At 45.8% G+C, this 14618-nt stretch carries 19 protein-coding genes and 1 other annotated feature (1 of these 20 only partly in view); of the genes, 2 read left to right on the forward strand and 17 right to left on the reverse strand.

Annotated features, from left to right (window positions below; genetic code table 11):
* Window positions 1–73 (reverse strand) — a binding site (T-box leader); it reaches 174 nt to the left of the window's first position.
* 61 nt (window positions 74–134) lie between these two features.
* The 11 genes from SPSPH_RS11490 to mobB all read right to left on the reverse strand — a co-directional run bounded on the left by SPSPH_RS11490 (window position 135) and on the right by mobB (window position 8599).
* On the reverse strand, window positions 135–449 hold the full coding sequence (locus SPSPH_RS11490; RefSeq protein ID WP_075755796.1) for a hypothetical protein: 315 nt from the start codon (window positions 447–449) through the stop codon (window positions 135–137).
* Window positions 450–528: 79 nt separating this feature from the next.
* Window positions 529–774, reverse strand: a complete 246-nt coding sequence (locus SPSPH_RS11495; protein WP_075755797.1) for a TIGR03905 family TSCPD domain-containing protein — start codon at window positions 772–774, stop codon at window positions 529–531.
* A 23-nt stretch (window positions 775–797) separates the two neighbouring features.
* Entirely contained in the window at window positions 798–2438 is a 1641-nt protein-coding gene (locus SPSPH_RS11500) for a putative manganese-dependent inorganic diphosphatase (RefSeq protein ID WP_075755798.1), read from the reverse strand.
* Between the two features lie 11 nt (window positions 2439–2449).
* Window positions 2450–3121: a phosphate signaling complex protein PhoU gene (phoU, locus tag SPSPH_RS11505; protein WP_075755799.1), complete on the reverse strand. Its 672-nt coding sequence runs from the start codon at window positions 3119–3121 to the stop codon at window positions 2450–2452.
* 50 nt (window positions 3122–3171) lie between these two features.
* Entirely contained in the window at window positions 3172–3660 is a 489-nt protein-coding gene (locus SPSPH_RS11510; protein WP_075755800.1) for a MogA/MoaB family molybdenum cofactor biosynthesis protein, read from the reverse strand.
* Window positions 3653–4093: an MOSC domain-containing protein gene (locus tag SPSPH_RS11515; RefSeq protein ID WP_075755801.1), complete on the reverse strand. Its 441-nt coding sequence runs from the start codon at window positions 4091–4093 to the stop codon at window positions 3653–3655. The genes SPSPH_RS11510 and SPSPH_RS11515 overlap by 8 nt, the downstream gene beginning before the upstream one ends.
* A gap of 1 nt (window position 4094) precedes the next feature.
* Window positions 4095–4574 (reverse strand): cyclic pyranopterin monophosphate synthase MoaC, encoded by a 480-nt coding sequence (gene moaC, locus SPSPH_RS11520; RefSeq protein WP_075755802.1) that lies wholly within the window; start codon window positions 4572–4574, stop codon window positions 4095–4097.
* A 314-nt stretch (window positions 4575–4888) separates the two neighbouring features.
* Window positions 4889–6049 carry an iron-containing alcohol dehydrogenase gene (locus SPSPH_RS11525; protein WP_075755803.1) on the reverse strand — a complete coding sequence of 387 codons (1161 nt, stop codon included), beginning with the start codon at window positions 6047–6049 and terminating at the stop codon, window positions 4889–4891.
* A 563-nt stretch (window positions 6050–6612) separates the two neighbouring features.
* Window positions 6613–6978 carry a hypothetical protein gene (locus SPSPH_RS11530; protein ID WP_075755804.1) on the reverse strand — a complete coding sequence of 122 codons (366 nt, stop codon included), beginning with the start codon at window positions 6976–6978 and terminating at the stop codon, window positions 6613–6615.
* A gap of 129 nt (window positions 6979–7107) precedes the next feature.
* A complete protein-coding gene (gene moaA, locus SPSPH_RS11535; protein ID WP_075755805.1) occupies window positions 7108–8088 on the reverse strand; it encodes a GTP 3',8-cyclase MoaA in 981 nt (326 codons plus the stop codon).
* A 16-nt stretch (window positions 8089–8104) separates the two neighbouring features.
* Complete coding sequence (mobB, locus tag SPSPH_RS11540; RefSeq protein ID WP_075755806.1) at window positions 8105–8599, reverse strand: molybdopterin-guanine dinucleotide biosynthesis protein B; 495 nt, start codon at window positions 8597–8599, stop codon at window positions 8105–8107.
* Between the two features lie 191 nt (window positions 8600–8790).
* On the opposite strand from mobB, the gene SPSPH_RS11545 reads away from it, so the two are divergent.
* Window positions 8791–9456 carry a metal-dependent hydrolase gene (locus SPSPH_RS11545; protein ID WP_075755807.1) on the forward strand — a complete coding sequence of 222 codons (666 nt, stop codon included), beginning with the start codon at window positions 8791–8793 and terminating at the stop codon, window positions 9454–9456.
* Between the two features lie 96 nt (window positions 9457–9552).
* On the opposite strand, the gene SPSPH_RS11550 is transcribed toward SPSPH_RS11545, so the two are convergent.
* Window positions 9553–10005, reverse strand: a complete 453-nt coding sequence (locus SPSPH_RS11550; protein WP_075755808.1) for an N-acetyltransferase — start codon at window positions 10003–10005, stop codon at window positions 9553–9555.
* A gap of 59 nt (window positions 10006–10064) precedes the next feature.
* Window positions 10065–10700 carry an endonuclease III gene (gene nth / locus SPSPH_RS11555; RefSeq protein ID WP_075755809.1) on the reverse strand — a complete coding sequence of 212 codons (636 nt, stop codon included), beginning with the start codon at window positions 10698–10700 and terminating at the stop codon, window positions 10065–10067.
* A 512-nt stretch (window positions 10701–11212) separates the two neighbouring features.
* Between nth and aroF the strand changes: the two genes are divergently transcribed.
* The gene (aroF, locus tag SPSPH_RS11560) at window positions 11213–12226 is read left to right on the forward strand and encodes a 3-deoxy-7-phosphoheptulonate synthase (RefSeq protein WP_075755810.1); all 1014 of its coding nucleotides are present in this window, start codon (window positions 11213–11215) and stop codon (window positions 12224–12226) included.
* Window positions 12227–12267: 41 nt separating this feature from the next.
* Here aroF and SPSPH_RS11565 read toward each other — a convergent pair whose 3' ends face one another.
* The 4 genes from SPSPH_RS11565 to SPSPH_RS11580 are packed head-to-tail and all read right to left on the reverse strand — an operon-like array spanning window position 12268 to window position 14571.
* Entirely contained in the window at window positions 12268–12462 is a 195-nt protein-coding gene (locus tag SPSPH_RS11565; protein ID WP_181382932.1) for a YwbE family protein, read from the reverse strand.
* Between the two features lie 20 nt (window positions 12463–12482).
* Window positions 12483–12731, reverse strand: coding sequence for a GIY-YIG nuclease family protein (locus SPSPH_RS11570; RefSeq protein ID WP_075755812.1), 249 nt, complete (start codon window positions 12729–12731; stop codon window positions 12483–12485).
* 21 nt (window positions 12732–12752) lie between these two features.
* Window positions 12753–13295, reverse strand: coding sequence for a GDYXXLXY domain-containing protein (locus tag SPSPH_RS11575; protein ID WP_075755813.1), 543 nt, complete (start codon window positions 13293–13295; stop codon window positions 12753–12755).
* Window positions 13285–14571: a DUF2157 domain-containing protein gene (locus tag SPSPH_RS11580; protein WP_075755814.1), complete on the reverse strand. Its 1287-nt coding sequence runs from the start codon at window positions 14569–14571 to the stop codon at window positions 13285–13287. Before SPSPH_RS11580 ends, SPSPH_RS11575 begins: the two co-directional genes overlap by 11 nt.
* Between the last annotated feature and the right edge of the window lie 47 nt (window positions 14572–14618).

Raw genomic sequence — 14618 nt, forward strand, 5'->3', positions numbered from 1 at the left:
TACCGGGTCACACCACCCCCCGGCTCTCTGATAATAGCGCAGCTAATTTACTTATCCCGTTCATTGCATTTGAATATGCTGTTGCTGATGAATATAGCAGATAAATTACGTGTTGTCAATAGGATACTGTTAAGTTATTTTTTACGGAATGTTAGATTGTACCATTCTGTTCCCTGCTCAGGCTGCTGTTTCCAGCCTGCCTGCTGCAGTTCCTGCACCAGGTCTTCAAGTGCTTTTCTATGACGTTTGTTTTTTTCATCAGGCGTAAAAGAAGTTGATATTATTTCAAAATTCGCCGATCTCTTAATAATAGTATTGGTATTGCTGTTATTTATTATCCGTTCATCACTAACAAGCCGTGCTTGAAATTCACCAATATCTCGTGGAAATATCCCCCAGCGCTCACCGGTGGTTTGGTAGATAATCTCACAAACAAGCACTCGCTTCACCTGCTACTCTCCTAGTTTTATCCGATGACTTAGCTTCAGATGAGCTTAAAACCCCACCTGAAGCTAAGTCTACTTTATTTTACTTGCCATTCAGCGCTTCCAAGGCCTTGGCAAACTGATCCGGGCAGGAGGTTTGCTTGTCGCCGCAAGTTATTCCTTTGAGCTTACCGATTACCTCCTCGGCCTTCATCCCCACAGCCAGCCGGCTGACTCCGGCCAGATTTCCCGGACAGCCTGACTGAAATTCCACTTTTTTTATAATGCCATCTTCGACCACAAATTCAATCTTTTTTGCACATACACCACTTGTCGTATAAGTAGTCATGTATCCCAATCCCTTCTGCTTATCTAGTTATACATATCCCGGCGGACGGCATCAATCAGCGGCGGTACTACCTGTTTTTTGCGTGACATAACACCAGGCAGAAACCAGGTGCCGTCAGAGCGTCCTTCGCCAAATGCAGCTGCTATGAGACCTGACGGCTGACCATAATGCAAGAGATACGTAGCCTCGCTCAATATACCGGTAACCAATAATATGGCCATACTATACTGCCCTTTTTCGCAGATTTCCTGCAGCGCGGCATTCAGTTGCTTTTGCTGCTTTAACACTGCTTCGGGGTCCATGACAGATATTTGACTAATCACAACATGATATTCACCAATCTGAAATTCTTTCAGATCGGTAGTTACAATATCGCTCGGACTTAGCTTATCTATAACCGAACCGGCTTGCAGCATGCCCATCCCAAATTCCTGAATGTCAAGACCGGTAATCTGTGCAAGTTTTTGGGCCGTATCGCGGTCTTTTGCCGTTGTAGTCGGCGATTTAAACAATACGGTATCTGAGATGATGGCTGCCAGCAGCAGCCCTGCGCTTTGCCGGGATATATCGATATTTCTATGCCAGTGCATATTGGCTACAATGGTAGCGGTAGAGCCTACCGGCTCATGTCTGATAAAAATAGGTTCACTGGTTTCCAGTCCACCCAGCCTGTGATGATCCACAATCTCAACAATTTTAGCTTCTTCAATTCCATCAACGGCTTGCGAACGCTCGTTATGGTCCACCAGAATCACCTGGTCACGCTCAGGCACTATCAGCCGGTCACGGTCAATAAGTCCTACCACTTTACCGTTTTGAACTACCGGATAGTTGCGGTAGCCGGTACGAATAATGACATTTTTCAGGTCGGCTACCATATCGTCCGGTTTAAAGGACGTAACCTTGGTTTTCATAACTTTTCCCACCGGAATGCTCTGGTTGATCAGCCGGGCACAGGTATAGGTATCATAAGGGGTACGGAAGATATATGTCCCGGCTTTTATGGCAGCAGCTTCCACCTCAGGCTCTATTTCATAATCGCCGGTTATGATCAGACAAGCTACTCCCACTTCAATACAGCTTAGCTGAGCATTGGTACGATTGCCGACAATAACAATATCACCCGGTTTAATCACTTTAGCCATAGTTTGAGTATGGGAAGCGGCAATTTTTACATGGCCCTGAATGGACTTGGACAAATCACCGCCACATAATAAAGTACCATTGAGACATCCAAGGATTCCGGCATAGTCGACCCCGGTTTCCCGCAAATCCTGCATCCCGAGCTCACTAACATAGCGTTCAGCTAAATCTCCGACAGTGACAATGCCCACCAAACTACCGTCATCTTCCACAACCGGAATTGATTTTACATTATACTGCGTAATAAGCTGCCCCAGCTTTCGCAGCGTATTCCTGGGATGAATGGTAACCAGCTTTTCATGCATTACATCTTTGGCCCGGGGATACAGATCAAGCAGGAGCTGCGGTGGCTGTATGCCAAAAAAATCTAAAACATATTTGGTTTCGGCATTGATTTTTCCGGCACGTACAGGAACTGCCTGCTCGCCCAATGCATTCTTAAGCTGTGCATAAGCAATGGCCGAGCAAATGGAATCAGTGTCCGGATTACGGTGGCCTATTACATATATTGGCTTTGACAAACCATTCACTCCTATGACTTTTTATCTTTCACGTTAAAGCCGGTAGCAATGTAAAATACCCCTTCGGCAATATTTGTCGCCCGGTCGGCCACCCTTTCAATATAGCGAATGGCTACATTATACTCAAGTACGGCTTCCTGATTTTGCGGATTAGTCATCGCAATGGCTAAAATATCTTTAATCAACGCCTTATTTAGCTTATTTACTTCAGCATCCCGCTCTCTTACCTGGGTAGCTAACTCGGCATCATTCAATGCATAGGCCCTGATGGCGTCAGCAAGCATGGCTGCTGCCAGCTCACCAAGTTTGGTAACTCCGTCTGTTACCGGAGCAAGCGAGGCCAAATCCAGTTTGGGAAATTTTTTTTGGACTATTTTTGCAATATTGTTTGCATAATCGGCTACCCGTTCAACCTCATTGGCAATTTTTATCGTTGATACCAGAAAACGCAAATCGGCAGCAGCCGGTTGCTGGGTGGCAATTGTGGTAATGCATTTGTCATCAATGGCTTTATACATAGCATCAACTTCTTTTTCATACTGCCGTGAAAGTTGCGCTTGCTCAACATTATTCAAGGCAAAGGAGCTGACTGCCGTCATTACCGATAAGACGGTTTTTTCGCCCATCTTCGTTATATCCTCACGAATATCGGCAAGCACTTGTAAATAATTAGCTCTTAACAAACAATCATCTCCTTTGGTATTTTCTGAGCGGGTTGGCTGTTAGGCAGGCATTAGGGTCTGGCACATTCGCCTGCTTCCCCTTTCATGATTGAGAGCCCATGCTCCAGAGCCGGCAGTACGGCTTCCAAACATTCCCGCACGCCTTTGGGGCTACCGGGCAAATTAATAATCAGTGTCCGCCCGCGCAAGCCGGACACAGCTCGTGAGAGCATAGCCCGTGAGGTTTTTTCCAGCGATTTGGCTCGCATAACTTCCGGAATACCCGGTACCTGCCTGTCAATTACAGCTAAGGTGGCCTCCGGTGTCACATCACGCGGACCAAGGCCGGTGCCGCCGGTGGTAAGGATCAGGTCCAGCTTACGGTCGTCAGCCATTTGAATCATCGCCTCACTGAGGGCTGACTGCTCATCAGGAACAATTAGATAATGTTTAACCTCACCGAGCTCAGCCAGCACCTCGGCAATCGCCTTGCCGCTCAGATCCTCCCGTTCACCACGCGCGCCTTTGTCACTGGCGGTAATAATGCCAATACTAAACATTTTCAATCACCTCAATACTATCACCACTCGCAATCTTACCGCCTGCCACAACAATGGCAAAGATGCCTTCCTTCGGCATAACACAATCACCGGCCTGGTAATAGATATTGCAGCGAGTGTGACATTCCTTGCCAATTTGACTGACTTCGAGCAAAGTATCGCCGATCTTAAGCTTGGTGCCGATCGGCAAAACCGGCAGGTTTAATCCCTGGGTCGTTATATTTTCGGCAAAATCTCCAGGATGAACATCAAGCCCCATTTGCCGCATCTTTTCAATGCTTTCTAATGCCAGCAAACTTACCTGACGGTGCTTAAACCCGGCATGAGCGTCTCCTTCAAGTCCCAGACCGACAAGCAAATTCGCCTGTCTGACATCTTTTTTACGTTCCCCTTTGTTTTTGCTGGTACAAACAGCTACAATTTTACCCTGCATTTTATTTATCCTCCCTGACATAGTCGCCGCTTTTGCCGCCTGATTTAGCCGCCAGGCGGACATATTCAATTGTCATGCCTTTATCAACGGCTTTACACATATCATAAATGGTTAAGGCAGCCACTGAAACCGCTGTAAGTGCCTCCATCTCCACTCCGGTTTTGCCGGTGGTCTTGACAATGGCTTTAATATCAATCACACTTGCCGTATCATCAATAACAAATTCAAGATTAACTCCTGTCAATAGCAGCGGGTGACACATCGGAATTAAATCCCAGGTCCGTTTGGCACCCATGACTCCGGCTACCTGGGCCACTCCTAAGACATCACCTTTACCCATTGCCCCTTGTTTTATCAGTGCAAGCGTGGCAGGCTCCATGCTAATCCGGCCTTCTGCTACGGCCTCCCGCTTTGTTTCCTCTTTCACGGTGACATCAACCATGCGGGCTTTACCGCAATTGTTGAAATGTGTAAGCCCCACTTCTATATCCCCTTCCTCAGCTGCTGCTTGAATTGCTCCTGGTCTGCCCAGTACTGTTTTTCATACTTATAAAATTTGCCATTTGTTTAACAATTCCTGCAATATTTTAGTATCATTTTTATGTCACATTTCTATTACTATTTTATAAATAAGAAAAACCGCTAATGCACTGCTTACAACCGTCAACATTTTTGAGGTGCGGGCGGCCGTTATGCATAGGCGGAGGTTAAGCGCCGGCGGCGCAGCGTTGTAAAGTCAAGGAGCCCTGGCAAAATCTGCCGGGCTCCCATATGTCTTATACGGCTTTCGTTTATTTAAATGGCAGCTCTGTAGATAGCCTCAATTTCTTCTTGCGTGGCTTGTTTCGGATTACTTAGACCACAGACATCTTTAAGCGCATTAGCGGCAAGAGTCGGAATATCGCTTTCCTTAAACCCCTTGAGGTCTTTCAAGCCTGCTGGAATACCGATGTCGGCAGAAAGTTCCCGAATGGCGGTAAGTGCGGCTGCGGCAGCATCTGCCGAAGATAATCCTGTAACATCCTTACCCATTGCCTTGGCGATATCAACAAATCTTTCAGGAACAACTTTCGCATTATAGTCTTCCACGGCCGGAAGCAAAATAGCATTGCAGACACCATGAGGCAGATCATAGAATCCACCAAGCTGATGGGCCATGGCGTGTACATATCCCAGGCTGGCGTTATTGAAAGCGATGCCGGCAAGATATTCGGCATATGTCATCATTTCTCTGGCTTCCATATCATTGCCGTTAGCAACTGCTCTTCTTAAATAGCCGGAAATCAATTCTATTGCCTTGAGGGCGGCACAATCGGTGACCGGGGTAGCAATTGTGGATACATAAGCTTCTACTGCGTGGGTCAGTGCATCCATACCGGTGGCAGCAGTAAGAGCCGGCGGCATAGCAACCATTAATTCCGCATCATCAACAGCGATAACTGCCGTTGTATGCCAGTCAACAATGGCCATTTTTACATGCCGGCTTTCATCGGTAATGATACAGAAGCGGGTCATCTGGCTGGCGGTACCAGAGGTTGTGTTAACCGCAATCAGCGGCATTTGAGGTTTGGCTGATTTATTAAGACCTTCGTAGTCTTCAATCTTGCCGCCGTTAGCAGCAACAATGGCAATACCTTTTGCACAGTCATGAGGCGAACCACCGCCAAAAGATATAACGAAATCACATTTATTGTCCTGAAGTAATTTCAAGCCATCATTAACATTAGTAACGGTTGGGTTAGGCTGAGCACCGTCAAAAATAACATAGGCTACGCCAATTTTGTCAAGCACATCGGTAAGTTTTTTGGTAAGTTGAATTTGGACAAGAACTTTATCGCTAACAATTAACGCCTTCTTAAAGCCCATCGGCTTAATATAATCAGCGATATCCTCAAGGCAGCCAACCCCCATCAGGGATACCGGAGGCATAAAATAACCATAAGATTTTTTCGTCATTATTCAAACTCCTCTCGTTATTTAAGTTTTTTTCACCAAATAGCTTAACCAAAGCAACTCACCGAACCGGGACATCTTGCAAAATATTGAACTACGCTAACTAATTCACCTCCTGGTGGCAAAATTTCGGAGTCCATATCCCGAACTTTAGTTGGATGTTGGACTAAGGGAGGACGAAGCCACTTTTCCCGGTATCGTAAATCACACTCATATATATCGCAACTTTCATGCCAATGTATGTATTATTGTAAATATATAGTAATTAAAGCTTTTTTTACCATGGTAATAAGTTTATTTTTTCACGATTGTTAAGAAGGTGTGACATTTGTGTCTTGCTGTGTTACATGTATATCACACTTAGATGACACAATACCATTACTAAAAGCCACAATCATAAAATGTGTACCCTCAACAGGTTACTTGATAAAAAACATGCCCCTAATGAAACAAAAAATCAGCAGCCTAATGACAGTAACAATCCCAGCAGGATAAATTCGGTACAACCGGTTTACCCATTTGCTGGCTGCCCTGCCTTAGGCTGCCTGTATAAAGCATATGAAACTTTATTTATTATGCAACATCACCAGTTTACGGGTCGCTATAATCCATCTGTCAGCAGCCTGTTTGGCTTTAGCATAATTGGAATACCAGATATTAATCTTAATTTCCTCACGTTCACCATCTGGAATTACAGCAAAGCCGGAAATGTGATATCCTGTCTGACCGGCCGTAATCTCAACCATCATGGCATCTAAGGTATCAGGATACACAAGATTGGCATATGGCTCATAATAAATGGCACATTCAAAGCCTTCCCGCATATTTTTATTTGCCTGCTCTACCCAGAGTGCATGATGGGAAAAAGCAACATTACGAATCGAGGGTTCAATGGTATATAACGTAGAAATACCGTGAAAAGGTCTTGTCAAAATCCGCACCTTCTTTGTTAATTGCTGCAACTTTTACTCTAATCGCTTTACATTAGGCCCCGGCTGCCATAAGTTTTTTAAAAAAGAATAATTTTTCGACCTTAACAGTATAAGAGTCCTGTACCTGAATTATCCGCCTATCTGTGACATTTTTCGAAAAAAATTCGTCGGGTTGCCCGAATTTGACAAAGTATGACCTTCCGGTTTGCTCGTAATGATGGCATAAAATAATTTTGCAATTTCATCATCACCAGCCCCACTGCGAAGAGCCTCCTTAATATCTACTTCTTGATTTGACAACAGACAGGGCTTAATCTTTCCGTCTGCTGTCAGGCGAATCCTGTTGCAGGCACCGCAAAAGTGTTCCGATATGGGGGTTATAAAGCCGAAGGAGCCTTTGGCCTGTGGCAGGCAAAAATATTTTGCAGGACCGTTGCCATGAATATCCAAAGTTGGCTTCAAAGTTCCACGACCTGAGGAATTAATCATTTTTTTGATTTCGGCAATACTGGGGCCCGGGCCAACCCGCGCATCCCCAATCGGCATATATTCAATAAACCGGATAGATACCGGCTCGCGATGTATCAGATCGACAAAATACGCTACATCGTATTTCGAGATTATGTTAGTCAACACAACATTAAGCTTTACCGGCATCAAGCCTACCGCTAAGGCGGTTTGTATTCCTTTGATGACTGCAGCAACATCGCCACCGCCGGTAATGCATCTGAACCGTTCCGGATCAATGGTGTCAAGACTGATATTCACCCGTTTTAAACCAGCGGCTTTTAGCTCACCAGCCATTCCGGCAAGCAGGCTGCCATTGGTGGTCAAAGATATATCGGTTATCGTATTCAGGTCGGCAATGCTGCGGATAAACCCGGTAATTCCCCGCCGCACCAGCGGCTCACCGCCTGTTAAGCGAATTTTGCTAATACCATGCTGACTGAGAACCCGGATTACCCGGAACATTTCTTCATAACTGAGAATATCATCATGGCTAAGCATGGGAACGCCTTGTTCTGGCATACAATAAGCACAGCGAAAATTACAGCGGTCGGTTACCGAAACCCGTAAATAATTGATTTGGCGATTATGTCCGTCATGCACAGCAATCAGTCCTTTGCTATTTCATTTTCAACACATTTTTTTCTAGGAAGTCAGCCATAGCTGACGGATCATCAAGGGCAAAATGCGACACATCCTGATAAAGAACGGTATCGCTCACTACAGCAAGCAGCTCCGGCTTATTGCCAAGCGGAAGATGGCCTGCTGCCTGACGATACACTTCAATCTTTGACTTAGCCTCTTGTTTATAGCCTTCGGTAAAGATTATATCCACATTATCAATGTAACTAATCACCCGGTCAAGTGACAGTTCCTGGTCACTTTTTCGCATCATGGCAAATTTATTCGGCGAAGCCAGACAAACGATATCTGCCCCTGCCTGAGCGTGCCGCCAAGTGTCTTTTCCGGGATGATCCAGTTCAACATTATCGGTATGGTGATGCTTAATAACCGCCAGCCGGTATCCCCGGCGTTTAAGCTCTGCAATTAGTTTTTCCAAATAGGTTGTCTTACCACTATTTGACCGCCCTACCACAGAAATTACCGGAATCATTTGTTAGCGCTCCTTTATTACCCACTATTATTATAGTTTAAAAATTCTTCATTTTATCCAATTAACCTTCTTTTGCAAACCATATTTTGGAATCTTATTGCCTGGATTGCATAAACTACCTGCGCATAGCAGGAATTTATCAGGCCATGGTGTAAAAATACTATAGCGAGTATCCTTGTGGAGGTGTATTTATGATTACCCTAAAATTTTATGGACATGCTTGTTTTACCGTAACTCACAAAAATACAACCCTGCTGTTTGATCCTTTTTTTACCGGTAATCCTGCCAATCCTGCCAGCCCGGATGAGATTAATTGCAATTACATTCTGGTCAGTCACGGTCATGGCGACCATCTTGGCGATACTATCGCCATTGCCAAGCGCACAGGCGCCACCGTTATTGGTACGGCTGAACTGGCCGCTCTGGCAGAACAACAAAACTGTGCCAATATCAGCATGCATCTGGGCGGCAAACGCTCCTTTGATTTTGGCTATGTCCGGATAACGCCTGCCTTCCATGGTGCGGGCATCCCTGGTGGACATGCTGCCGGGTTTATTGTCAGTTTCTTTGGCAAAACCCTCTATTTCGCCGGTGACACGGCACTTTTCGGCGACATGGCACTCCTGGGTCGCCTGGAGAAAATCGACTACGCCCTGCTGCCGATTGGCGATAATTATACCATGGGGCCTGATGACGCTGTGGAAGCCGTCAAACTGCTCCAGCCACAGGCAGTAATTCCCATGCACTATAATACCTGGCCGGTTATTGCCCAATCGCCGGAAGCTTTTAAGGAGAAAATTACGGCGATGAACATTCCTGTACATATTATGAACCCAGGTGAAAGTATGGATTTATAGCCCGGAAAAAGCAAACAAGCCTGCTGTCAAAAGCAACTGACAGCAGGCTTGTTTGTTTTATTCCAATAGAAAGGCTCAGCACAAGCTGAGTTTTCTTTATAATTCTTTAACCATGGCAATCTCATCACAGTTGGGAAATTTAGGACAGTTGATACATTCTTTCCACATTTTTTGCGGTACACTGTCTTTCTCCACTTCTTTAAAGCCCAGCTTTCGGAAAAATCCCGGCTGATAGGTTAAGGCAAATAAGGTTTTAACGCCAAGTTCTTTCGCTTCTTCGGTAAGTTTCTCCACAATCGTGCGCCCAATACCAGTCTTTATCTTGCTGGGATGGACAGCCAGCGCCCGGATCTCGGCTAACTCGTCCCATACCAAATGCAAAGCCGCAACTCCGACAACCTTTCCGTCCTCTTCGGCCAGGACAAATTCCCGCAATCCTTCATACAGGGTATTACGCGAGCGTGCCAGCATAAGCCCCTGCTGAGCATACTCATTAATCAATTTCAGGATGCTTTCCACATCACTAAATGTCGCTTTACGAAAAATCATAGCCCATCCCCCTAACCATTTGTATTATTATACATCATATTTAATTTTTATACAACATCCTACTTAGCATTACTGCTTGGACACAAATGCTGCAAAAAGCAATCCCTACACAACGGTTTTGCTGCCTTGCAGACTTTGCGTCCATGCCAGATGAGCCAGTGGTGGGCATCTCCCCATTTTTCTTTGGGAATAGCGCGCATAAGCCCTTGCTCAACAGCCAGCGGCGTATCACCCATTGCCAGCTTAAGCCGGTTAGCCACCCGGAATACATGGGTATCCACTGCAATGGCAGGCACACCAAATAATTGGCTTATCACAACATTGGCGGTTTTCCGCCCCACTCCGGGCAGTTTGAGTAAATCCTCAAATTTTTCCGGCACTTGTCCGCCATATTCCCGGCACAATATCTCACAGGTTGCAAGAATATTTTTCGCTTTACTGCGAAATAAGCCACAATCCCTGATTGCTGCTTCAAGCCCGTCCTGCCCCAACTCAAGAATTTTTTCCGGTGTATTATAACGGGGAAACATCCGCGCCGTGATAATATTCACCCTGGTATCTGTACACTGAGCTGATAACACTACGGCAATCAAAAGTTCAAACGCCGTAGTGTAATTCAGCGCAGTAGTAGTATCGCTATAATATTGCTCCAATAATGCAAGCATCTCTTGTTTAATTGCTTTAGTTATGCGCACAGTCTGTGCCTCCAATCCGGAAGAAATCTTATTTGATGGGATTTATTATAAAGTATATAAGCAACAATTGTCAGTGTCAATTTATTTCCGCTAATGCCCGCGTCTTTCCCAGAGGCAGTCTGGATTAGTTTAAGATTTTTTGTGTACATTTGTATTAATTTCATACTACATCAATTACACGAAAATTAAATTTATCCTATTTTCCATTCTTGTGTTGACAGTGCCAATTTCTCTGGTATAATGAATACATGATTTAAAATTAGCCATGACAGGTGATCAACATGAAACTAAGTGCTATTAATTTATATGCAAATCAATACTTTTTCTTTTTTGCTTGGGCCAGCTTTTTTGGCGCAGGCTTTTTTGCATACGATAAATTAATACATGTTTCACCGTTGAGTCCTTAATAATAAACATAACCGGTTGCTATGATAGCAAACCTAAGGCTCAATGAGCCTTAGGTTTTTTATTTTTAATTATAATAAATATTAAAATTTCAGGAGGCGTTATCTATGGTTATTGTGTTAAATTCTTTGGCATCCACTGAACAAATTGAAAAATTGAAACAGGAACTGGAAAACTATGGCTGCAGCGTTTGGCCTACCTATGGTAAGTTTCAAACCATTTTAGGCATTGTCGGCGACACCGGCAAGCTGGACCGCGACTACCTGCTCAGTAAACACTATGTGGAAAAGGTACTCTCCGTACAAGAACCTTACAAAAAGGCCAACCGTACCTTCCATCCGGAAAACACCGTGATTCGCGCCGGTTCAGAAACCATCGGCGGCAATCAACTGGCCATCATCGCCGGACCTTGTTCGGTGGAAAGCCAGGAACAAATTGTCGGTATCGCCCAGGAAGTTAAGGCCGCTGGCGCCGGTTTTCTGCGGGGCGGTGCTTTCAAACCCCGTTCATCACCGTACAGTTTCCAAGGCATGCAACAAGAAGGCCTTGAGCTTTTGAAGCTGGCGCGTGAAGCCACCGGTCTGCCGATCGTCACAGAAATCATGTCAGTTAAGCAACTGGAAGACCATCACGAAGATATTGACGTTATTCAAATCGGCGCCCGCAATATGCAAAATTTTGACCTGTTAAAAGCCGCAGGCCAAATTGAAAAACCCATTCTGCTGAAAAGAGGGCTCAGCGCGACAATCGAAGAACTCCTGATGTCTGCAGAATATATTATGGCAGGCGGTAATGAAAACGTCGTTTTATGCGAACGCGGTATCCGGACATTCGAAACCTACACCCGCAATACCCTTGATCTCAGCGCCGTACTGGCAATCAAGCGCCTCAGCCATTTGCCGGTTATCGTCGATCCCAGTCATGCTGCCGGGTTATGGTGGATGGTGGAATCACTCTCAAAAGCTGCCGTTGCGGTAGGAGCCGACGGAGTCATCATCGAAGTTCACCAAGACCCCAGCAATGCCAAATGTGACGGACAGCAATCCATCAAACCCGAACGTTTCACTGCTTTGATGCAATCCCTGCGCGCAATCGCACATATCGAAAACCGCACACTGTAAAGAAATGAGCTAAGCCTGTCACCTAGGCTTAGCTCATTTTTCTAACCGATAACTTCCTGTACCCTGCCGACAGTTCCGTCTGTCAGCCGGACTTTGATCCCGCGATGATGCACAGGGCTGCTTGTAAGAATATCTTTTACTATCCCTTCAGTCAACTGCCCTGTGCGCTGATGCGGCTTTTGCACGATTTTTACTTTTGCACCGGGGATTATATGTTTCCGCTGTGTTCCGTCCATCAAATGCTCCTTTATTCCTTTTAATTCGTAAAACCGGCAATTAGCTGTTCTTTGTCTTTACGGTCAAGCTGCTTTATCGCATATTCACGCTTTCTCGCCTGACTCTCATCAGGCTGGAGCTCATAATAGACCAGCGTGACAGGCAGACGACTACGGGTATAACGCGCACCCCTGCCGCTATTGTGTGCTGTCACTCTGGTTTCAAGATTGGTTGTCCAGCCGGTATACAAGCTACCATCGGCACACTTAACAATATACGTATATGGCATCAACAACATCCCTTACAGCGGTTACGGCTGCCGCAAAAATTCAACCAGTGTTTTATCACCAATATACAGTTCTTCAATAACACCATAACCGTCTTTAATCCGGACGGCGGCAACCCCTGATTTGCCGGCACTCTCCCGGTAGGCGGCTTCGGCTGCCGGCGCCAGGTATTCATTCATATAGTAGCGTGTAAACGGCAAAACCACATAAGCCATGCCCTCCCCGCTGCGATAAATCTTAGCGGTTACATAAGCGCCCTGCTCCGGACGTTTGGCAGTAACGGCGCTGATAAATGCCTGGCCTGCGGCATTTTCTTCAATAATGGCATATGCCTTTTTACCGGATATCACTTCCTCGTCCACAACAGGGGCTGTGGTTTCCTCAAAGCGCAGCGCCACATACCGTCCCTTAAAGGCATCATATGGGTCAACAGGTGCTGTTTGCCAATAAAACCTTTGGCCTGTCGCCAGAATATTTTCCCACCGCCAGGCCATATACAGCGGCATAGCGGCTTGCAGTACGGCGACGACGATAAATACACCAAACAGCAGTTTCTTATTTTTCATGTTGCCCCCCTGCCTTACGACGTACTATAACCACATTGGCCACAAGAAAACCGATGCCTGCCAGAACAAACAGCACGCCGCGAACAATAAAGCTTACATCCATATCAAAGAAGCGGGCAATAATTAACGCCGCCATCATGAACATACCCAGATTGAGCTTAGCAAGATTATACACTCTCACCCCGGCAGCAATCACACTAATACTCAGGCCCAGCATATACGCATTCAAAATAAAGGTTGCACCAATACCGCTGCCGTCAAAATACTGAACAAGATAGCCCGCGCCAATGACACAGGGTATCAGGGCAAATTGCCGGACTCCCGGATTATTTCGCACCCGCAGCATACCGCCAATGACCAGTGCCAACAGCACCGCTGCAAACAGATACAGAACTCCGGAACCAGCGTTCCAGCTTACCTGCAAATGACTCCAGATATCATGAAAAGTCAGTAAAAAGGTTAGAAAAATACTCCCTGCCAAACCTACCGGCCGGAACGGCATCCACCCCTCCCGGCCGCTGAACCATAGCACACCACAAAGATAGGTTAAGGCAAATAAACAACTGTAGATGAGCATGCCCAAATTAGCCAAGTTCTGAGAGAAGACCGCTGCAAAACAAAAATAAAAACAGATAGTCAACACCCAGGACAAAATAACGGTGGCATTGGCATAACGGTTGTTTTGGAGCAAATTCCGGTAATAGGGCAGCACTAACCCGAATAACACCCAAATCCATTGGTTGCTTATGTCAGCATAACCACCGGCAGCCCAGACTGTCACCCCGATGGTATATAGTACTGCTACACTCACAGAATTCATGAGATACATAAGCGGCAACGATAAAAGCATCCAGGTACGCAAAAAAGCATCGACATTTTCTGCCAGATGATAGGTCTGGCCCACCAAAGCCATCGCCGCGCCCACCATGAGCATAAGTAAAGTGGCCGTAGTCTCCCGCCATACCGGGCTGTCTGCCTTAAACCACAACACACTTCCGGCTGCGGTTTGAGCGACTACCAGCAGGCCAACGGAAATCATCAGCCGGTTTAGTTTAGTGAGCTGCTCCCAGTTATGGGCCAAAATTAAAATAATGCCCAGGCCAACCAACAGTGTGCCAATAACACCAAATACCAGCAGAAAGGTTCTTGTGCCGGTAGTAGCCGCCACAGATCCGTAATGCTTTTTTAGCCGTTCCGCGCTTTCCGCCGAAATAATCCCTTTGTCCACAAGTTCCGGCAATTGGCCATACAGCCAGGCTATTGCTTTTTTATCCATGCGCAGTTCTCCATTACATTTCATATATATTAAATTTGCCGCTTTGA

Origin of the sequence: Sporomusa sphaeroides DSM 2875, from assembly GCF_001941975.2 — a bacterium.
Classification (GTDB): domain Bacteria; phylum Bacillota; class Negativicutes; order Sporomusales; family Sporomusaceae; genus Sporomusa; species Sporomusa sphaeroides.